Origin of the sequence: Halomonas sp. HAL1, assembly GCF_030544485.1 — a bacterium.
Classification (GTDB): domain Bacteria; phylum Pseudomonadota; class Gammaproteobacteria; order Pseudomonadales; family Halomonadaceae; genus Vreelandella; species Vreelandella arctica.
The window spans coordinates 1,923,811-1,943,731 of sequence record NZ_CP130610.1 but is presented as its reverse complement, the minus strand read 5'-3'; the positions used below and the strand labels follow the sequence as shown (position 1 = coordinate 1,943,731).

The following is a 19,921-nucleotide window of genomic DNA, read 5'->3' as shown; positions in this document are numbered from 1 at the left end:
CCCCTCTCTATTTTTTGTCTTTAAAAACAATGAACATGGGCTTTTCAGCGGCTACCTATCAAGAGGTATGTCGCTGATTTATAGGTTATTTCTCTTAGTTTCCCAATCCCCTTTGCAAGCGTATCTTGCCTTCTAACTGCCAAATGCAGAAAGGTTTGAAGCCAAGGGGAATCCGCCATGAGCAAGAGAAATGCCGACATTGAGAAATGGAATGTCGAAGACGCCCAATTCTGGGAACAGGAAGGCAAGCACATTGCCAACCGCAATCTATGGATATCCATTCCCAGTCTGCTGATGGGATTCGCTGTCTGGATGATGTGGGGAATGATTACCACCCAGATGCAGAACCTGGGTTTTTCGTTCACGGTTAACCAGCTATTTTCCCTGACCGCACTTGCCGGTTTAGCCGGTGCCACACTGCGCATCCCAGCATCGTTCATGATCCGCATCGCTGGCGGGCGTAACACTATCTTTCTGACCACCGCGCTATTGATGATCCCCGCCGCAGGAACTGGTATCGCTTTGATGAACCCAGACACGCCGTTCTGGGTTTTCCAGGCGTTGGCGCTACTTTCCGGTATCGGCGGTGGCAACTTCGCTTGCTCGATGAGCAACATCTCCACATTTTATCCCAGCAAGCAGCAAGGTTACGCCCTGGGCATGAATGCAGGCCTCGGCAATTTCGGCGTCACCGCCATGCAAGTTGTCATCCCGCTGGTAATGACCGTCGGCATTTTCGGCGCTATAGCCGGTTCGCCGATGGAATTGCAAAGCGCCAGCGGCACCTTGATTGGTCGCATCGAAGCGGGAACTGATACCTGGATCCAGAATGCTGGCTTTATCTGGCTCGTTTTTCTGATTCCGCTGGCGTTCGCCGGTTGGTTCGGCATGAACAATCTTCGCACTATTACGCCCAACCCTGGTTCGCCGCTGGCGGCTTTCGGCAAAATATTAGGGCTTTACGGCGTCGGCTTGGTGACCGCCATCGTCGGTATGTTGGCACTTGGCTGGCTTAATATGTGGATTGCCCTGCCGTTAACCATTGTTCTGACTCTAGTGTTGTTGCGCCTGATTCCAGGCGACATCAAGCCCAATATTCAGAAGCAGTTCGCGATATTTACCAATAAGCACACTTGGTCAATGACCATCCTCTACATTCTAACCTTCGGCTCCTTTATCGGCTTCTCTGCAGCCCTGCCGCTCTCCATCAACGTGATCTTCGGCAACATGATGGAAGCCACTGCCGATGGCACGCTGATTCGCGTGGCTAACCCAGAGGCGCCCAGCGCTTTAACCTGGGCCTGGATAGGCCCCTTCGTGGGCGCCCTGATCCGTCCGCTGGGCGGATGGATCTCCGACAAAGTGGGTGGCTCCATCGTTACCCAAATAATCTCCGCGGTCATGGTGGTCGCCTCTATCGCCACCGGCTACGTGATGATGCTGGCTTACAACGCCGCCGATCCAAATCAATTCTTCTGGCTATTCCTGCTGCTATTCATCGTGTTATTCGCCGCCAGTGGCATCGGCAACGGCTCTACCTTCCGCAGCATCGGGGTTATTTTCGACCAGCAGCAGAAAGGCCCGGTACTTGGCTGGACCTCAGCCGTCGCTGCCTATGGCGCCTTTATCGCCCCGCGGGTAATGGGCGAGCAAATCCAGGCCGGCACACCGGAACTTGCCATGTATGGCTTTGCGGTCTTCTACGCCATCTGCCTGGTCATCAACTGGTGGTTCTACCTACGCAAGGGTGCCTACGTCAAAAACCCTTGAATACAACTTGCTTCTTTACGCCCGGAGCCAAGCTCCGGGTCTTCACTCCCTACCCCACTGCGGGAGGACACCATGAAAATCATGATCGCCTATGACGGTTCGCGAAACGCCAAGCTGGCGCTCGCTCAAGTCGTCACTATGTTCCGCTGCAACCAACCTCTGCTGGTACTGGTCGGCGTGGTGGAGAACCCACTCGACGCTACCGATAGCAACGAAACGCTTTTTCAGCAGGAACGCGATGAGGTTAAACGGCACCTTCAAGAGGGTGTGGCATTCGCCATCGGCGAGGGCTTCCAGGCCGAGCAGCTTCTCGCCGAGGGGGATGCGCGCAAGATGTTGCTGCAGGCCACTCGCAAACTCTCGCCAGACCTACTGGTCATTGCCCGCCATAGCCATCAGCCGGACGGCGGTATCATCGCCAAGTCGTTGACTTATTTTGTTGATGAACTCGACTACATGACTTTCGGCAGCGTCAGCTCGTTCCTGGCCCGGCGCGCCGAGTGTCCCTTATTGATCCTACCCAGCCCTTGAGCAGCCCCCACCCCTCTTTTTGGTACAAACCACCTTTGGGACACAGGACGATACGACCATGAAAGTTTCCGCTGTATTCAAGTTTCGCAGCCCTGAGATTCGGGCCTTGCACCTGACCTGGATTGCCTTCTTTATTACCTTTTACGTGTGGTTCAACATGGCGCCGCTCGCGTCGAGCATGCTCAAGAGCGTCGACTGGCTGACCACGGATGATCTCAAGCTGTTCGCCATCTGCAACGTGGCCTTGACCATTCCCGCCCGCATCATCGTCGGCATGGCGCTGGATCGATTCGGCCCGCGACGGGTGTTCTCGGTGCTCATGGTCACTATGGCGCTACCGGCGTTGGCGTTCGCTTTCGGTAACAGCATGACGCAACTGCTGGTGGCGCGCCTGGTGCTGAGTTCGATTGGTGCCAGCTTTGTGGTCGGTATCCACATGACCGCGCTGTGGTTCAAGCCGAAAGACATCGGTTTCGCCGAGGGCTTTTACGCTGGTTGGGGTAACTTCGGCTCCGCCGTCGCGGCCATGTCGCTGCCGACCATCGCCTTGAGCATGTACGGCGGCCCCGATGGCTGGCGCTGGGCAATTGCCCAGAGCGCTATTGTGATGGCAGCCTACGGCGTTTACTACTGGTTCGCGATCACCGATGGCCCGGACGCTAAAGCCCACCGCAAGCCACGCAAAACCGCCGCTATGGAAGTGAGCTCCTGGGGCGATATGATCAAGCTGATTATCTGGACAATCCCGCTGGTCGGCGTACTCGCGATTCTGGTCTGGCGCATCCAGTACATGGGCTATTTATCGGTCACTGGTGCGGTCATCGCTTACCTCACCATCGTAGCGATCGTCATTTATCAGATAGTACAAATCCTACGGGTCAATCTGCCGATTCTGCGCAAGGGTGTACCTGAGGATGATAAGTACTCATTCAACAGCGTGGCCGCGCTTAACAGCACTTACTTTGCCAACTTCGGCGCTGAGTTGGCGGTGGTATCGATGCTGCCCATGTTCTTTGAGGAGACCTGGGGGTTGAATGCCGCCACGGCCGGCCTGATCGCGGCGTCGTTCGCTTTCGTCAATCTGGTCGCACGCCCCATGGGCGGCATGGTTTCCGACCGCATGGGTAACCGGCGTTTCGTAATGCTGTGCTACATGTTTGGCATTAGCGTTGGGTTCTTGCTGATGGCCATGCTCAATTCGAGTTGGCCACTCATTCTGGCCATTGCGGTGACCATCGGCACCTCGATTTTCGTGCAAGGGGCTGAGGGGGCAACCTTCGGTATCATTCCCTCCATCAAACGCCGCATCACTGGGCAAATCTCGGGCATGGCGGGCGCTTACGGTAATGTTGGCGCGGTGGTCTACCTAACCATCTTTACGTTTGTCACACCCTCGCAGTTCTTCTACATCATCGCGACGGGTGCCTTCATCAGTTGGGTGATCTGCCTAGTGTGGCTCAAGGAACCAGAAGGCGCTTTCGACGACGAGTACTATGTCTCTTCAGTCGATAGGGCCATCGAAGAACAAGCGCTACAGAATGCGAAACCTTGAACATTCAGACCATCGTTAATTAACACACATAACCCGGGGTGTCAGAGCAGATGACCAAGATAGCTCCCTGGGTTACCAACTCAGGTAGTTTCCGGATAGCGGCGTTACAGATTAAGCACAATCATGACGGTATCTGCTTCATCTTTGGTTGACTGGACCACGAAACCAAACTCTTTCGCCATTTCTCGCATGGCATGGTTTTCTCGCAGAACATCGGCAAAGACCTGCTGAAGGCCATTTTCACGCGCATAGTCAATCATCTGCTGCATAAGCCGATAGCCAAGCCCGGTGCCCTTCATGTCACTACGCACCATGATCGCAAACTCCGCCTTTTCCTTGTCGGGATCAGCAGACAAACGGACAACACCCACGATTTCCTGTTTACCTTGTGGCATCGCAATAAACGCCATTTCCCGATCATAATCGATCTGAGTCAGCCGGGCGGCGAAGGCATGGTCGAACCGCCGGATGGCAGCAAAGAAGCGTAGCCGCACATCATCGGACGTGGAATAACGAAGCATATCCACCAGCGCACCCTCATCTTCGGGACGAATAGGGCGCAGTGAATAATGTTGGCCATTGCGTGTTTCGATAGTTTGCTCAAGTTGCTGCGGATAGGGGCGTATAGCAAACGGAGGCCGCTCTTCACGGTCGGCCCTGACCACGATCCGCGCATCCAAGGCAATCACTCCGGTGGCATCGGCCAGTAGCGGGTTGATATCCAGTTCAACCACGCGATCCAGATCGCTGATCAACTGTGACAGTTTAATGAGCGTGAGAGAAATCGCCTCCAAGTCGGCCGCAGGACGGTCACGGTAGCCTCGCAGCAAACGTGAGATACGTGTCGCCTTGATCATTTCTTGTGCTAGCAGCGGGTTGAGTGGCGGGAGACCCACCACCCGGTCACCGATTAGCTCTACTGCCGTGCCTCCCTGGCCAAACATAATAATCGGCCCGAAAACGCTATCTTCCGCGACACCTAAAATCAGCTCATGCGCCCCAGGGCGACGAATCATCGGCTGCACATTAAAACCATCTAACCGCGCCTCAGGCGCCACTTGGCGCAGCGTCGCCAGCATATCCTCGGCCGCCTGTGCCACCGCACCGGGCGAGGCCAGGTTCAACTGCACTCCCCCGCTATCAGACTTATGCGAAATATCACGCGAGAGGATCTTCAGCACGACCGGGAAGCCCAACTGTTTTGCTGCTTCACTCGCCTCTTCCGGTGTATGCACAGCGATGGCAGGGACGGTTGGAATCCCATAAGCCGACAATATTGCCGAGGCCTCGGGCTCGGTCAGCACGTTGCGCTCATCTTTAAGGACTTGGTCAATAATAGCGTTTGCGCTGGCTTTATCGATGGTGCCGTCAGTGGAAATGGGCGGTGGCGTTTCCATCAACGTTTGCTGGTTTCGCCAGTAGCTGGATAAGTGCCAGAAGGCCCGGATGGCCTGCTCAGGCGTTTCGTAGGTTGGAATTTTTTGTGCCGCAAATAAATGGCGGGCCTTAGCTGGCGCGCCTTCTCCCAGCCAGCAGGTAAGAACGGCCGGGCGTTGCGACCCCAGGGTATCAACCACCGCTTGGGCAGCGTCCAGGCTATCAGCGACCGCGGTGGGACAGTTCATAACAAGAATCGCATCCGCCTCTTTCTCATTGAGCAAGGCTTCAAGTGCGCTTGTGTAGCGCTCGCCCGGCGCATCGCCGAGGATATCGACCGGATTGGCATGCGACCACGTGGGTGGCAGCACACTATCCAAACGCACTAGCGTTGCTTCAGAAAGCGCGGCCAAGCGACCCTGCATCTCGGCCAGCTCATCCACTGCCAGCACACCGATTCCCCCTCCATTGGTGAGAATAGCTAGCCGGTCGCCTTTAACGTGAATACCGGTGGCCAGGGTGCCTGCGGCTTGAAACAGTTCATCAAGTGTATTGACCCGCAGCATACCTGCGCGCCGAAACGCTGCATCGTAAACGGCATCAGCACCCGCCAGCGCCCCGGTATGTGACAGTGCGGCTTTGGCGCCAGCATCGCTGCGCCCTGCTTTAACCACCACCACAGGCTTATTACGTGAGGCCTTGCGGGCCGCCGATAAGAATTTGCGTGCCTCGGTAATGGCCTCAACATAAAGCAGAATGGAATGCGTCTTGGGGTCGAGGGCCAAGTAGTCGAGCATATCGCCGAAATCGACATCGCTCATCGAACCGAGGGACACCACATGCGAAAAGCCGACCCCCCGCGCTGACGCCCAATCGAGGATAGAAGTAGCCACCGCGCCAGACTGCGTCACAAAGGCGACATTCCCCTTTTGGGGCATGAGGTGCGCAAAGCTGGCATTGATTCCCCGGTGCGGTGCCAAGACCCCCAAGCAATTAGGGCCAACAATGCGCATCAAGTAAGGCTTTGCCGCATCAAGCATCGCCTGTTTGAGCACTTGGCCATCGGCATGCTCACCTTCACCGAAGCCCGCGGTAATCACCACTGCAGCCCGGCACCCACGCTCCCCAAGCTCACGAATAAGCCCGGGGACCGTATCTGGTGGCGTCGCAATAATGGCCAAGTCAGGCGCTAGCGGCAGCTCACTTACCGTGTGGTAGTTGAGAGACGAGCGGATAGCCCGCTCTCTTGGGTTCACGGTCAGGATTGGCCCTTCGAATCCGGCATCAAACAAGTTACGCGCCAGCACAGCACCTACTGAGCCTGGGCGATTGCTGGCACCAATCAAAGCGATCGTGGTGGGAGAAAACAACGCATCTAAATTGCGAATTGACATTGAACATCTCCGTCTAGCAATGGCAGGTCAGCGCGGTATGCTGCGCGTTCATCAACGTTAGTTAAGGAAGAAATATTACAGCTAAATCGCCGTTCTCACGCCTTGCATCGAAAAAACATCAAGACGACTATCTAATAAAGTATACCGAGATGGCTACATAAAATTTAACTTGAAATTATTTAAACGAACCATGATGACCGTCAAGTCATCGTGTATCGCGTAAGGCAGCTAGGCCAAGGACATTTATACTGTTTTAACTTCACAGGAGGTTTAACTTCACAGGAGAAACCAAGACAATGACAGCACTACAATCTCCTCAAATCGAGTTTTGTCGACTATCACTGCCTCATACAGCAAGCTAACAAGCTGCGTGCTAGGCCTTGAAGTGCAGAACGCACACTAGTCGGTCATATGCCATCTAACGCAGTTGCGTCCTTCTTTCTTTGCTCGGTAAAGCGCATGGTCAGCACACCTCAGATCATCTTCCCATTGACTGGGGTGGCATACGTGATAAGCACCAATACTTACAGAGACGCTAATAAGACCATTACTGGTTGAGATAGGTACGCTGGCAACAGCTGTGCAAAGGGTATCTAACGGGAATATATCGATAGCATCATTTAAGTGATTCTGCATAAATTATCGCGTATAAAGAACAAAGATCCATCAGAGTAAAATACAGAACCATGTCTCGGCGCTTACGTTTCGTTTCTTTAACACCTGACCAGCAACGTATCTTAAATGAAGCCTACCAGTACGGCGAAAAGAGAGCACTACGTCGTCGGGCCCACGCCATTCTGCTCAACCACAAGGGCCATACGATTAACCAGATTCGCGATATTATTGGGGTTAAGCGCGATACGGTATCGACTTGGTTATCCCAATGGGAAGCAGACGGTATTGAAGGTCTTCAAGACAAGCCTCGCGAAGGACGCCCGCACCTTCTCAGCGAGAGCGATCTTGCTGTGTTAGAACAACTGGTTGAAGAGTATCCCCATCAATTGCCTGTCCTCCATGCCAAGTTTCAGGAGCAGACAGGTAACGTCGTCAGCCAGGACACGTTGCGGCGCGCGTTAAAAAAAGGCTATAGCTGTAAGCGGATACGCCGCTCATTGAGGGCACATCGTGACGAAGCGGATTTCCGCCATACGCAAGAGATAATCAATGTATTGAAGGAGTGGGAAGATGATGGTGAGTGCGATCTCTATTTCTTTGATGAAGCCGGTTTCTCGCAATCATCGTCACTTCCTTATGCATGGAGCCCGATAGCCAAGCCCTGGGAAGTCACGGCCTACCCACACAGCAAACGGCTGAATGTACTGGGCTTTCTCACCAGAAAAGGTGAGTTTTTTCACCATATGACCACCGACTCAGTGACCACTGAAACCGTTATAGAAGCCTTTGATCAGTTTGCGGCACATAAAGACCCTGACGCATTCGCCGTCGTGATACTGGATAATGCCAGGATGCACCGTTCCAAGGCGTTCCAGCGCAAACTTATTGATTGGATGGCACATCGCATTCACCTGGTCTACTTGTCGCCATATTCGCCGGAGCTGAATCTGATCGAAATCCTTTGGCGCGAAATCAAATACCGGTGGCTACCGTTAACAGCCTACAGTTCGTTCGATAAGCTTTGTGAAGCGGTCAAAAAAGTATGTAATGGTTACGGCACTGATTACTCAATAACTTTTGCATAACCACTTAGATACAGTCCAAATTCTTCACCACCAATACGTGCAATAAAATCGCTTGGCCTTATTTCCCGACTTAAACGGTGAGCCACCTCCGCCAATACCTCATCACCTATTTGGTGGCCGTGTTCATCATTAATGGCTTTAAAAAAATCAATGTCGAGTATCGCAATAGTAAATGGGCTGAACGAGCCCTGACCAATTGAACTTAATTTCTCGACAAAAACACGACGATTGGGTAAATTAGTAAGTGCATCTGTTTCTGCTAAATAGCGTAATTTTTCCACAATGCTCTGACGTGACTTCCCCATTTCCAAGGCGTAAAAGAGGGTACCAAGCGTATCCAACAAAGGTTGAAAAAACGCAGCATCCTCCTCTGTATAATCGACGCTTTTATTAGCCAAGCCAATTATACCCACGACCTCGTCACCGACCTTGATAGGCAATCCCAAAAAGCGTCGTAATATTGGATGTCCAGGTGGCATTCCAAGGGGATTAGTATGGTGAATGTAATCATTCATCAAAACAAACTTGCCCGCTGAGATCACTTTACCAAAAACATTATTTTCACTGGCTATATATAACTCCCCCTTTTCGTAAGAATCATACAAGACATCAGAAGCCCGGCACCAACTCACTTGAGAAAGCGAATGTATAAATAACATTTCTTTACCGTCCAGCTCAACTAATTGACCAATAAAGCCAACCTCACTGTCAGCAAGCGCCAGCAGCTCTTCAAAAATAAAGCTGCATGATTTCTTAATATCTTTCTCTCTTAAAAAACAGCTTGGGCCCTAATAATAAAATTAAGCAAACAAATCTGCTTACGCTCACTTAATTCTCCATTTTTCTTAACAGTAATATTTTTACTTGTACCAGCCACCCGTAATGGAGCCCCGCTTTCATCATATTCAAACGCTTTTCCATAGATTTCAAACCATATCCAGCTACCATTAATATGACGAGCACGAAACTCATTATTAATAGCGACCGCTCTACCTTCAAGGTGCTCAATAACCGATTTTTTTAGACATTCGTAATCATCGGCATGCACTCTACTCATCCAATAACTGAGTGTGATCTTATTATCTACAGGCTCAATGCCTAACAAATAAAACCAAGTTGGGCCAAACTGAATTTCACCGGTAGAAATTATCCACTCCCATGTATCGACTCCCACATCAGCCCCTAACTGCTTATAAAACCAATCAACACGGGTGTTTACGTGTTTATCGATCAAATAAATATAATCACTAATAAAATAGCTTAGTGTTTCAAGAAAGCGCAGGTCTTTTGTAGACAAGATATTTGGCTTACTATCAATTAAGCATACCGCCCCTACCTCTTTACCACCCGCCATTAAAGGAACCCGCGCATAAAACCGAATGCCCGGCTCGCCTGTTACTAATGGATTATGTTGAAAATCAGGGTGAACACTTGCATCATCTACTATCAGTAGGCCTTTCTGGTTGACCACATGTTTGCAAAAGGCATTTTCCATTGCAATAGCATCAACATCAATGCCAGCTTTTGCGATAAGCCAATGCTCATCTCCGACCAGTGTTACTAGCGCAATAGGAAAAACAAAAAAATCAGCAACCGAGGCAATTAACATATCAAGTGCATGGCCCCTTGCATCGTGCTGAACGGTATAATTGCTAATCTTCTGCCTTTGTCTGTCCAGCATGATATTCCTCATCGCTGGCGCGATAATTAATTAACTATTTTCAGCCGATGTATCTAACCTTTACTTATGGTCGCTTTTACCTAGCCTGTCAAGAAAATAACATGCGTGAATTAGTTACTGAAGTTATTAAAAAGATAATTAAAATAACAAAACAGCTTTTACTTAGTTAGCTAACATATAAATGATTCATAAAAATATACTAATTTTTAGAGCAACCACGACACACTGGATTTAGTAACAGTAGACTTTAGACTCATAACTTACCGTTCCGTTTTTTTATAGCTAGATGCTTGGCTGGCCGACAGCGTATTCGCCACGAAGCCCACCCGTTAAGCGGGATGTGTGTACAGGTGATATCGTTGTCGGTGGCCACCCTGACGTGCCCTACTTTCTGGTCGTTGTAGAAAGTCATCCAGACGTTAAAAAGCTTGGTTCCAGTAGCACGTTTAGGCGCTTTTTCGTGACCAATAGAACATGCCTGATGTCTTGTTCAATATAGTGACTGATAACTGTTCATCACTCGGCCTGCCCGCTAGGCCATAACACACATGCAGTGGCAAAAGGTGCTCTTCCCTCGGATGACAAAAGCGTGCATGTGGAGCGCTGTCCCAGTGAGCCAAGCGACGGCTGCGCTCTACTTCATCAATCTCTTGGCTGGAGCACGTAGTTATTAACCACTCTTCGAAGGCCATATTTTTTGCTTGGCTCTCTTGCGTAATAGGGCTAAAGAATTCCCGCATGTTGTGAAATGAAAAACCTGATCCGATCACCAGCAGGTTCTGGCGCTCAAGAGATTTGAGCGCGCGGCCAATGGCAAGGTGGGTATTAGCGCTGAGGTTGTTAACCAACGAGAGCTGTACGCAAGGGATATCAGCCTGCGGGTACATTATTTTGAGTGGGACAAATAAGCCATGATCAAAGCCCCGTTGGGCATCTTGCTGGGCTGGAATGCCAGCGTTTTCAAGCGCCCGCCCCACCTGTTGTGCCAACCCAGGGTCACCAGTACAAGGATACTGAATTCGATAAGCTTCGGGTGGGAAGCCAGCGTAGTCATAAATCAGCTCTGGCGCGGTCCCGGAAGTGATCGTGGGCTCAGACGCTTCCCAGTGGGCGCTAATGACCAAAATAGCTGACGGCTTGCTGATCACATTGGCTATCCCTTTTAGCGACTCGACCATCCCTTGGTGATCCGGGTCGCCCAATAGCGGCAGAGGCCCGCCGCCGTGGGAGAGGAATAAAATATCTGGTGCGGTGTTCATCATTATTTCCTCGTGGTGATAGTCGTTCGCCGGACCGGTAAGCGCATTTATCTAACAATCCACGTATCATTGTCTATTTTGTAGTCGTTGCCAAAGCGGGTAGCTTTATCGTAGCGGCTTGTACCCGATGTTGAAGTTTTGGGCATAGCGAGGGTTTCTATTAATCCACTCCCAACGCCTTCACGACTGCGTCGATTGGCTCTGCATAGAAGCTGGTCTGAAATTTGGTAAATAGCTCGCCGGGGATGGTGGGAATATCCATGGCGCTGCTCATCGGCAGGGTGACTCGCTTACCGCCGGCATCGAAGGCGACCTGCAGGCACTCTGCAAGGTTTTGAACGGGTTTTAAACTTCCGCCCAGGCTCATATCGCCTAGCACCACCATTTGGCTTTGCGTCGGCTTGCTGACAAGGCCTGATGAAAACGCCACCAAACTGGCTAACGACAAATCGCGCAGGACACCGCTATTTTGAAGGTCCACCACATGGAGGTGGAAATCATGCTCCATGACCTTACGGGCACCACTGATGCGGCTGGCATTGGCCTTGAAGTAATCAAATGCCATTTTGACCTGCTCTTTGGCTGCGGTGGAGTTCCATAGCCCCGACATCGCCAGCTTGCCGCTGCCTGCGGTTACCTGCATTTCGATGCGGTAAACACCCGGCATACCTTTATCGCTTAGGCCAATGGTATGCACGACGCCCGGCTTGCCCTGGCCTTCTGGAATCAAGCCACCGCCACCCTGCTCTTTCACCGACACAAAGTGCTCTTCCAGGGTCTCCTTGTCGATGTAACTGAAATGGACATCGTAAAACTCCATACCTCCAATTTTTTTCAGCTGCTCTTTCACCCGGCGTCGCACTTGCATGGCGTATTCCAGGCACTCCCTCACATCTTCTTTCGCAAGTCCTTGTGAACCGCCGCCATGCGGGAACATCAGTTTGAGCAGGCCAGAAACCGTTTTACGCACCGCGATCACATCACGCTGATTGAGGTTGTCACCCAGAGAAAAGTAGCGATCAATCGCATCGGCGAAACTGCGCTTGCGCATTTCACGGAAAAATTCAGCCAGATAATCGACGATAAACCCATAGCGCTGGGTAAAGAACGATGGCCGCATCTTGGGGATTTCCCAGCCAGGAATGTAGGCATGGAAGCGATCAAAAAACGCCGCATCAATCATCGCATCGGGAAATGGCGTCAACAGATGGCTGGTTTTCACCATCGACTCAACGCTCTGATTGATGTTGCCTATAAACACCATCGAGGCCGATGCCTCCATCTGCTCACGCCCACGGGCAAATGAACCGGACGCCATATAATCTTTCATGATCTGCACCCCGTCCTTATCCTTGAACGAGATACCCGCTACTTCATCGAACGCCACCAAGTCCCACATGCCGACTAAACCAATGCGCCGTGAGCTCATGTTGTAGAACAAATTAGCCACCGTGGTCTGCCCGCCGGAGACCAGAATACTGTTGGGGGAGCACTCCTTATAGATATGGCTTTTGCCGGTGCCGCGTGGCCCTAGCTCACAAACGTTATAGTTGTTTTCAACAAACGGGATCATCCTGGCGAGCAAGTGCCACTGCACGCTCTCGTCTAGCTCAGCGGGTTCCATGCCAATCGAGCGGATCAGTACTTCACGCCATTGTGAATTGGTGAACCCACGCCGCCCTTCAAATAGCTCGTCCATATTCATGTGCGGCATTTGAATCGGCTTGAGCAGGCTGACGCCGAATGGTGATGTTGTCTGCCCCTCTTCATGGAAGTAACTTAGCGTTGCGATGACCCAAATACCGCCTACTAGCAGCTTTTCGTTCTCTTTGACGATGCCTGCGGAGATCTCAGCATCTTTGATGCCTAAGTTGCTAAACGCTGCTTCATAGCGGTCTTTCTTCTCGTTCAGTCGCACCGTGACACGATCAATGACCTTGAAGCTGCCCCGTTCCCGAACAATAGACTTCACCTTCTCCGCTTCATCAGGCCGAACGTAGTTGTTCGTCAAAATCGCTTTGACGTTTTCCAGGCCTTTTGCAATCACCTCTGCATCATCAGATGCGCAGTACATACCCAGCAGGTACTCCAGCACGTAAACCGGCACGTTGGCGCCCTCTTTCACGCGCTGAGTTAGATCCTTGCGCACCACTCGGCCAGCAAAGTGGCTATTGAGCAGCGTGTCCAAGTCTGCGTCGTGGAGCGAATCAGTCATTTGCGTAGCGGAAGATGGCTCGAAATCCATGTAGACGGTCACTCCTAAACGGCGAAAAAGAGCACAATTTTGTGTGTGAGAAAGCTAACTGGCAAAGCGTTGACAGATGACAAGTCGTTACCTGCATCGCGACTTGCCGGACGATCACTGGCTTAGAAGAAATCATCCGTAAAGGCCAAGTCGATCACCACCCGGTAGCGCTCCCGCTCGGTGCCTAAGTCTTTATCGCGCAGCACCAGGAAGTAGTCATTTTTACGGTCACACGAAGTGCCCGAGAGCGAAAGGCGTACCGACTTCATGCGCTCGTTCATGTTGTCGCTGGCGCTATCAAAGGTGATTACCTCTTCACTGGAGACCACGTGACTGCCTTCATAAATCGCGACTGAAAGGGTGACAGGCCGCAAGCGTTCACTCACCGCTTCGGTTTGCAGCAGGTCGAAGCGCTGAATGTTATTGACCATCTTCAGCGATGCCTTCGGTGAGATCACTTCCACCTTGCGGGTGCTGCGTTTCTCGGCTTTTTCGCCACGCAGCTGCTGTATCGTGAGCACCGGCACAACGATTTCTTGGGGCATGATGCCACCATGCACAAAGCGCGCCCCGCCCACAAAATGGAAACGGTGCGCGCCTTTGGGTATCCAGAACTGTGTCTCGCAGGTGGTGCCTGCGGTATCGCGGGTATGGCCGTGCCAAACGCTGGGATTATCGGGCAGCGATTCACCCAGCACATAGCGCTTTTTGCTTTTGAACGCGGAGCCAGGCTTGTCCGTAAGCGCCGTGCGGTCAGTGGCGTCTAAGGCGCTACGCTGGAATAAGAAACCGTGGTCTGCCGTCACCAGCACCGTGCTGGTATTCAAATGCATCAAAATTTTGCGGGTCAGCTGATCTAGCTCATCAATGGCATCTTCCACCGCCGCAAACGTCTCGCTTTCGGTGTTAGCTGAATCTCCACGAGCATCCACCACATTGTGGTAAACGTACATCAGCTGGACGCCTTTGATTTTTTCGCGCCCCTCTTCCCGAGACCAACCTTTCACCTCGTCGGCGGTGACCGCCATAGCCTCACCACCCAGCGCCTCCTTTAAGAGTTTGCTACGGTTGACGGTGCCCTGGGTTGATTGACCATTCACCAACACCGTATCACTGCCTGGTTGATAGCTTAGCTCACGGTGCGGTAGCAGCGAGGCCATGCCCAGCGTGGTATAGCTAGGCACCACCCCCAACTGACTTTTTAACGTCGCTTCACTGTAACGCTTGGCATTGATGCGCTCGCGCAGCTCTTCGGCAGCTTCATAACGGAAGGCATCGCTAATCACCACCACCACGCGTTTTTGGCGGCTAGCGGCTAACTGAGGTTGCACCCAATCACGGTAGAAGTTCTGTTGATTAGGAATGTTGGGCAGCTTCCAGTGCGTCAGCCGCTGCTCGGCCTCTACACGCTCGCTCCAGTTGCGGGTCAGCTGGCCTAAAAACCACTCGTCGTAACAACGCTCGACGGCGGTATCCAGGTTTTTCAGCAGCTCAACACTGGTCGCGTCAGATGCCACCGCGTAGTGGCGATAAGCCGTATCAAAACGGTATAGATCGGTTTGGTAAGCGTGGTACAGCGCCTCAACGCTCTCAAAGTGAAACCCTTTGGCATGTTGGTGGCGTAGGCTGAACAGTGCAATAGCGGCGGTGAGCGCTGCGTACAGCTGCCGATAACGCTCGCGGCGGGCATCGTTTTTATGCCGAGACGCCCAATAGCCATCTAATCGCTCAACAATAATGCTATCGAATAGCCGCAGGTCGCGAACATCAGCGGTGGGAATCGCTTGGCAGAGATCCACAATGATCTGTTTTTCAACCACCTCAAAGGTGGCCACATTGCTAAGCTGCTCTAGCGGCACATTATGCAGTTTGTCATCAATACGCTGCGCATCAGCTACCCAACCTGAGATCACATCGAACGCTGGGTAAAACCGCGAGCTATCCCGCCAGCGAGTCAGCAACGCCCGCGAAGATGCACGGGCATTAACAGAAGGAATCGCCACCTGGCGTGCCCAGTCAGGAATATCAGAAATACTCTCGCAGTAGCCAGTAATCAGTAACCGCAACATTAGCTGACCGAAATTCAGAGGCGTTTCACCACTCAGCTCTTCACGGCTGGCGGGGTAACCGACTTCGGCTTGTAGGACACGTACAAACGCAGGCACCAGGGCGTACTTTTCGGACTCAACTAAAGCTGCCGGATTCGCCTCTAACCCCAGCTCGTGGGTCACCGCCTCTTCTGCTAGATGAAACAGCAGCGTCGCCACATCTACTGAAGCTGCCCCCACCACCACGGCCAGCATCGCAAGGTCCAGCTCATCTTCACTCATGGAAGGCGTGACTAAACGCTTTAACCCTTCAATACGCTTCCGGCTGGCTAAAAACGCCTGCCGCTGTGCTAAATGCTCGCGCATCACATGGCGCGTTAGGCCCAGCTCATTAAAGATCATCGAGACGCGATCCGCATAAAACCGGCCGGAGTAGAGCTTTATATCCAGCAGCCAGTCGTCTTCCAGTGCTGGCTCGGCGTAAGGAAAGTAGAGCAGCGTGGGAGTGTCAGGCTCTTCCAGCTCCAAACGTAGCTTTACGCCCAGGGTCGACTCCCCCGCCATCGTGATCACCTGAACGCCTTCCAGCGCGAGCTCACTCAGCGACTCGGCAAAGTGGCCGGGGGCGTCGTACCAGAACACAATCCGATGGTGGTCGGTGAAGAAGGCGTGTTGTAAGCCCTGCGTTAGTTGCTTTGAATCCATGCACTAAGCCTTGTTAAAACTAAAAAAAATGGTAGTCACTTTGATGCTGTCAATTGCTGAGCTAGTGCAACGTATATTCTAATGTTTGCCACCATCACCCATCATTTTCTCATCAAGTTTTACTAACCCTTTCAAAACTATCCTTCCGACAAACCGGCTAGGCCTGGAAGAGGCTACGTTGTATCCCATCTCAGCAACCCCAACTAGGGCACGAGCTGTGCCCTCGATAGCAATTCCTGCTCCTTCAAAAATAGCCTCAACGCCATCGCCACCATTCTCATGCTTTGATACGGCGTGATTTATACCCTTCAAGGTAGCCAAAACACCTAGTCCACCCACTCCCGCCAAAATCGCATCGACAGCTGTATCACCAAAATCAACGACCGAACCTCCAAGTGCTAAATCGACGGCTTGATCCAGCTCCTCATTTGTATAGCCACTATCAATGGCACCGGTTTCAAAGGCCACTTCAGAGGTAGCGATCACAGGTATATCATCGGCAACGCTATTTACATATGATGCGCTGTCAGTCGCTTTGAGCTGAAACTCGATGCCGTCAATAACAACGTCAGTACCTGGATGATTAAAAAATTCATGCAGCATACCACCTGTATCAGCAGCAACTAATTGCTCGAAATACGCCCCTTTAGTTAATGCCGCGAGACCTGCAAGGCTTTCTGATGAAAGAAATATGGTTTCCCACCAAATCTCAGTGTCAGACATGTCAGCGAACTGTCCATTGACCTCCCTTAAAGCATCAAATACATCTGACGTTTGATCTACGTCTGACCAAATTGATACAGGTATCGTTAACGCAGAAAACCATAGCGATTTTTGCAAAATCCCGGAATCAATTCCATCTTTGCCAACATGATCGTTAATATACTCCTCAGACTTTACCTTTGCGTACTCAACACGTTGACTTGCTCTAGCTTTTACCAAATCAAGGTGATTTTCTAAACGTAAAAAATCTTTTTTGTGCTTAGATTCTAACCTGACTTTCTTGAATTTTAGATCGCTTATCATACAATCCAGTTCGCTTAAATCTAGACCGTCGATATACTTCAACTTGTTCCACCAAGAAAAACTCTTATAAGCAGCTTCCCATTTTTCAACTAGCTCTTCACGTCTACCAATCAAGTATTGTAAGCTTTCATTAACATGTATAAGTGCTTTGAAAACTGGCAGTTCATTTTTAATACTTACAATACGGTCGTTGACATTAATTACAAATTTGTCTACTTCTTCATCAAGTTCACTCTGCAGCCTTTTCTTCTCTAATTGATGCCGTTTTATATTTAGTTGGCTTGATTGATCGGCAACAAGCAACTTAATAAGTTCATTTTTTTCTATGTCTTTTTCAACCTCGGCCAACAAGCATTTGAACGCCTTTACATCTTCACAACCCATAGCTAATATAATATTATTTTTAGTTTTTTTATAGCTTCTTAATTTCTCAATATAATTTATAAGTTGCATTGCCTTCTTAAGTACTAAACACATTGGCGCAATCGTAATAAATAGGGCTATTTGTATAGCTGTAAACTCACCATATCCTATATTAAAAGGCACCTGTTCAGAATACTGACCAATTAAAAATATACATAGAGTGGTCAGAAGCCATACAAGCGCCCATATCGCTGCTGAATTCCTTTGATTGATATGAGCGGCTACCAAGGTCTGAAGACTCATCTTCTTAGTCATTGTTCAACCTTATTTTTTAGTTACTTTTGAAGTCTTTTCACTCTTACGAATAGAGCATGATATATTTTTTAAAAATAAAGAAAAACAAGAACAAGCCCGGCAATGACAATCTGACACTAGAACGACTTACCATGAAACAATATGATTGTATTCAGTGACAAAGTCTTATTTCAATAGCACCTTAAATCACCGGAAGTCCACACATTAATAACCGGAAGAGATATATAAATATTATTATAATTTACTAATTTCAGCTACCATCTAACTACATCATCCATAGAAGCTAGTACTGCAACTTGACTATCAGGCAGCGGAGTGTCGATATTGCCTAATGCTATTGGTTGATCTCTTATATCGAGCCTTTCAAGGTGCTTTAGTTGTATTATATTTTCTGACACGTATTTTAAATTATTTTTTTCCAGATCAATAATGATAATATTAACAAGCTTACCAATTTCATCTGGCAATATGGTTATTTCATTTTCGGAAGCTCTTATTTCCTCAAGAAGCGAAAGGTTAAATATCTCTTTAGGAATTTCACTAATATTATTATTGCAGAACCATATCTTTTTTAATTTCTTTAAGTTAGCTATTTCTTTAGGTATCTCAGAAACACCCTTGTTATTAATATTTAAACCCTCAAGGTTTATCAGTTTTTTACGATCTCTCGGAAACCCGACCCAGAAACCGCCGTCACGATTTCTTGGTTGAATTTCCCACCGCAGTTCTTCAAGTCCTATTTTATCAGCCCATTCGAACAAAACATTCATCCATTCTTCATCACGATCATCATTAATAAGACCACGTTGTTTACCCGAAGAGCTATTTATCGCAACCACTTTATCCATGATCTCACTAAAAGCATTTGTAGGCACTATACAAAAGGACCACGCTCCTGCAGGACTGCTTCCATTGCCTTCAAAGCAAAAGTCATCTTGAAATGGATTAACACCTATTGGCCAAGGAGCAAGAGGCAATGTCAGTTTTTTTTCAGGAATAAAAACAAACCCACTAAAAACGTTACTGTTTAGACTAACGTCTAAAATATGACCAGTTTTTACATCCTTGATTTTAAAGCCGAACCGATCATAAGTGTAGTTCTTTTTGCTACTAATTATTCTTTTTAAAAATTTTAACATTATCAAGCCTTTATAGAATCATTAAAATGAATAAGCCAATGTTTTTCTGCTGTCTATAACCTTATCATTAAAAAAATAGAAGCTATTCTTTACCCTGCCTATTAAACTATATTTAGTCAGAATAAAAGATTAGACTGGACAGCGTCAAGACTTTCTTTACTATCTGATTGATATGCAATTTTTAAAAAATTGTGCGGTGTAGATAGTGCTTCGTCCAACATTCCAGTCGAGATCAGCGAAACATAAAGGGCTAATGAGTATGCCTGGCAATTAATTGACTTCTTAGGATTAAACTCAATATCAGAGAACCCAGAGTATCCTACTGAAGCACTAGCAAGCTCCTTGTTTTGCTTCAAGGCATTTACATAGATCCAATCATAAAAGTATGTTCTTGGCTTAATAGGGAACTCTCTTCCAAAGAAGTTAAAACCCACTACATTACCGGACTCCTTAATCCTAATATCTCGCTTGGCCTCAATGGATGACCTATTAAGCAAGTCAACGTAAGGACCACCGCGCTCAAATACCTTACTTGCTTGAAAAGCAGATTCTACTGAAAATCTATATTTCTTATTCCCAGTTTCAATCATTAAATTGAAAGCGCTCAGTAAAACACCCACTTCTTCTTCAGACTTACTTGAAACCTCTAGTATTGGTGATACACCGAGCGCTTCAGTTGAATGATGAAGTGATTTTATTGACTTTCTTTTTTGCGAAGAAGCCATCCCAGGAAACCACTGAAAGTCCACATCCAGAACTTTTACACCTGGCACACCATTATTCCTTAATGGCACAAAAACAGGTCGATTAGCCATG

At 49.4% G+C, this 19,921-nt stretch carries 14 protein-coding genes; 4 read left to right on the top strand and 10 right to left on the bottom strand.

Features of this window, described 5'->3' with window-relative positions:
* Positions 1 to 177 precede the first annotated feature (177 nt).
* The 3 genes from Q3Y66_RS09070 (at position 178) to Q3Y66_RS09060 (ending at position 3,853) form a co-directional block, all read left to right on the top strand.
* The gene (locus Q3Y66_RS09070) at positions 178 to 1,770 is read left to right on the top strand and encodes an antiporter (protein WP_008958058.1); all 1,593 of its coding nucleotides are present in this window, start codon (positions 178 to 180) and stop codon (positions 1,768 to 1,770) included.
* Positions 1,771 to 1,842: 72 nt separating this feature from the next.
* Positions 1,843 to 2,301: a universal stress protein gene (locus Q3Y66_RS09065; protein ID WP_008958059.1), complete on the top strand. Its 459-nt coding sequence runs from the start codon at positions 1,843 to 1,845 to the stop codon at positions 2,299 to 2,301.
* 58 nt (positions 2,302 to 2,359) lie between these two features.
* Positions 2,360 to 3,853 carry an MFS transporter gene (locus Q3Y66_RS09060; protein ID WP_008958060.1) on the top strand — a complete coding sequence of 498 codons (1,494 nt, stop codon included), beginning with the start codon at positions 2,360 to 2,362 and terminating at the stop codon, positions 3,851 to 3,853.
* A gap of 104 nt (positions 3,854 to 3,957) precedes the next feature.
* Here Q3Y66_RS09060 and Q3Y66_RS09055 read toward each other — a convergent pair whose 3' ends face one another.
* Both Q3Y66_RS09055 and Q3Y66_RS20950 read right to left on the bottom strand, forming a co-directional pair.
* Complete coding sequence (locus Q3Y66_RS09055) at positions 3,958 to 6,624, bottom strand: bifunctional acetate--CoA ligase family protein/GNAT family N-acetyltransferase (protein ID WP_008958061.1); 2,667 nt, start codon at positions 6,622 to 6,624, stop codon at positions 3,958 to 3,960.
* A gap of 399 nt (positions 6,625 to 7,023) precedes the next feature.
* Positions 7,024 to 7,260, bottom strand: coding sequence for a GGDEF domain-containing protein (locus Q3Y66_RS20950; protein ID WP_368411723.1), 237 nt, complete (start codon positions 7,258 to 7,260; stop codon positions 7,024 to 7,026).
* Between the two features lie 50 nt (positions 7,261 to 7,310).
* Here Q3Y66_RS20950 and Q3Y66_RS09050 point away from each other — a divergent pair, with 50 nt between their 5' ends.
* Positions 7,311 to 8,324, top strand: coding sequence for an IS630 family transposase (locus Q3Y66_RS09050; protein WP_303319479.1), 1,014 nt, complete (start codon positions 7,311 to 7,313; stop codon positions 8,322 to 8,324).
* On the opposite strand, the gene Q3Y66_RS09045 is transcribed toward Q3Y66_RS09050, so the two are convergent.
* The 8 genes from Q3Y66_RS09045 to Q3Y66_RS09010 all read right to left on the bottom strand — a co-directional run bounded on the left by Q3Y66_RS09045 (position 8,303) and on the right by Q3Y66_RS09010 (position 19,920).
* The gene (locus Q3Y66_RS09045) at positions 8,303 to 9,061 is read right to left on the bottom strand and encodes a diguanylate cyclase (protein ID WP_303319551.1); all 759 of its coding nucleotides are present in this window, start codon (positions 9,059 to 9,061) and stop codon (positions 8,303 to 8,305) included. The genes Q3Y66_RS09050 and Q3Y66_RS09045 overlap by 22 nt on opposite strands.
* Positions 9,062 to 9,093: 32 nt before the next feature.
* Positions 9,094 to 10,005 (bottom strand): PAS domain-containing protein, encoded by a 912-nt coding sequence (locus Q3Y66_RS09040; RefSeq protein ID WP_008956840.1) that lies wholly within the window; start codon positions 10,003 to 10,005, stop codon positions 9,094 to 9,096.
* 446 nt (positions 10,006 to 10,451) lie between these two features.
* On the bottom strand, positions 10,452 to 11,267 hold the full coding sequence (locus tag Q3Y66_RS09035; RefSeq protein ID WP_303319546.1) for a class III extradiol ring-cleavage dioxygenase: 816 nt from the start codon (positions 11,265 to 11,267) through the stop codon (positions 10,452 to 10,454).
* Positions 11,268 to 11,424: 157 nt separating this feature from the next.
* Complete coding sequence (gene brxL / locus Q3Y66_RS09030; RefSeq protein WP_008956842.1) at positions 11,425 to 13,509, bottom strand: protease Lon-related BREX system protein BrxL; 2,085 nt, start codon at positions 13,507 to 13,509, stop codon at positions 11,425 to 11,427.
* A 122-nt stretch (positions 13,510 to 13,631) separates the two neighbouring features.
* Positions 13,632 to 16,262, bottom strand: a complete 2,631-nt coding sequence (gene pglZ, locus Q3Y66_RS09025) for a BREX-1 system phosphatase PglZ type A (RefSeq protein ID WP_008956843.1) — start codon at positions 16,260 to 16,262, stop codon at positions 13,632 to 13,634.
* 78 nt (positions 16,263 to 16,340) lie between these two features.
* Positions 16,341 to 17,966: a hypothetical protein gene (locus Q3Y66_RS09020; protein WP_008956844.1), complete on the bottom strand. Its 1,626-nt coding sequence runs from the start codon at positions 17,964 to 17,966 to the stop codon at positions 16,341 to 16,343.
* Between the two features lie 254 nt (positions 17,967 to 18,220).
* On the bottom strand, positions 18,221 to 19,105 hold the full coding sequence (locus tag Q3Y66_RS09015; RefSeq protein WP_008956845.1) for a leucine-rich repeat domain-containing protein: 885 nt from the start codon (positions 19,103 to 19,105) through the stop codon (positions 18,221 to 18,223).
* A gap of 116 nt (positions 19,106 to 19,221) precedes the next feature.
* Positions 19,222 to 19,920, bottom strand: coding sequence for a hypothetical protein (locus tag Q3Y66_RS09010; protein ID WP_035586308.1), 699 nt, complete (start codon positions 19,918 to 19,920; stop codon positions 19,222 to 19,224).
* Between the last annotated feature and the right edge of the window lies 1 nt (position 19,921).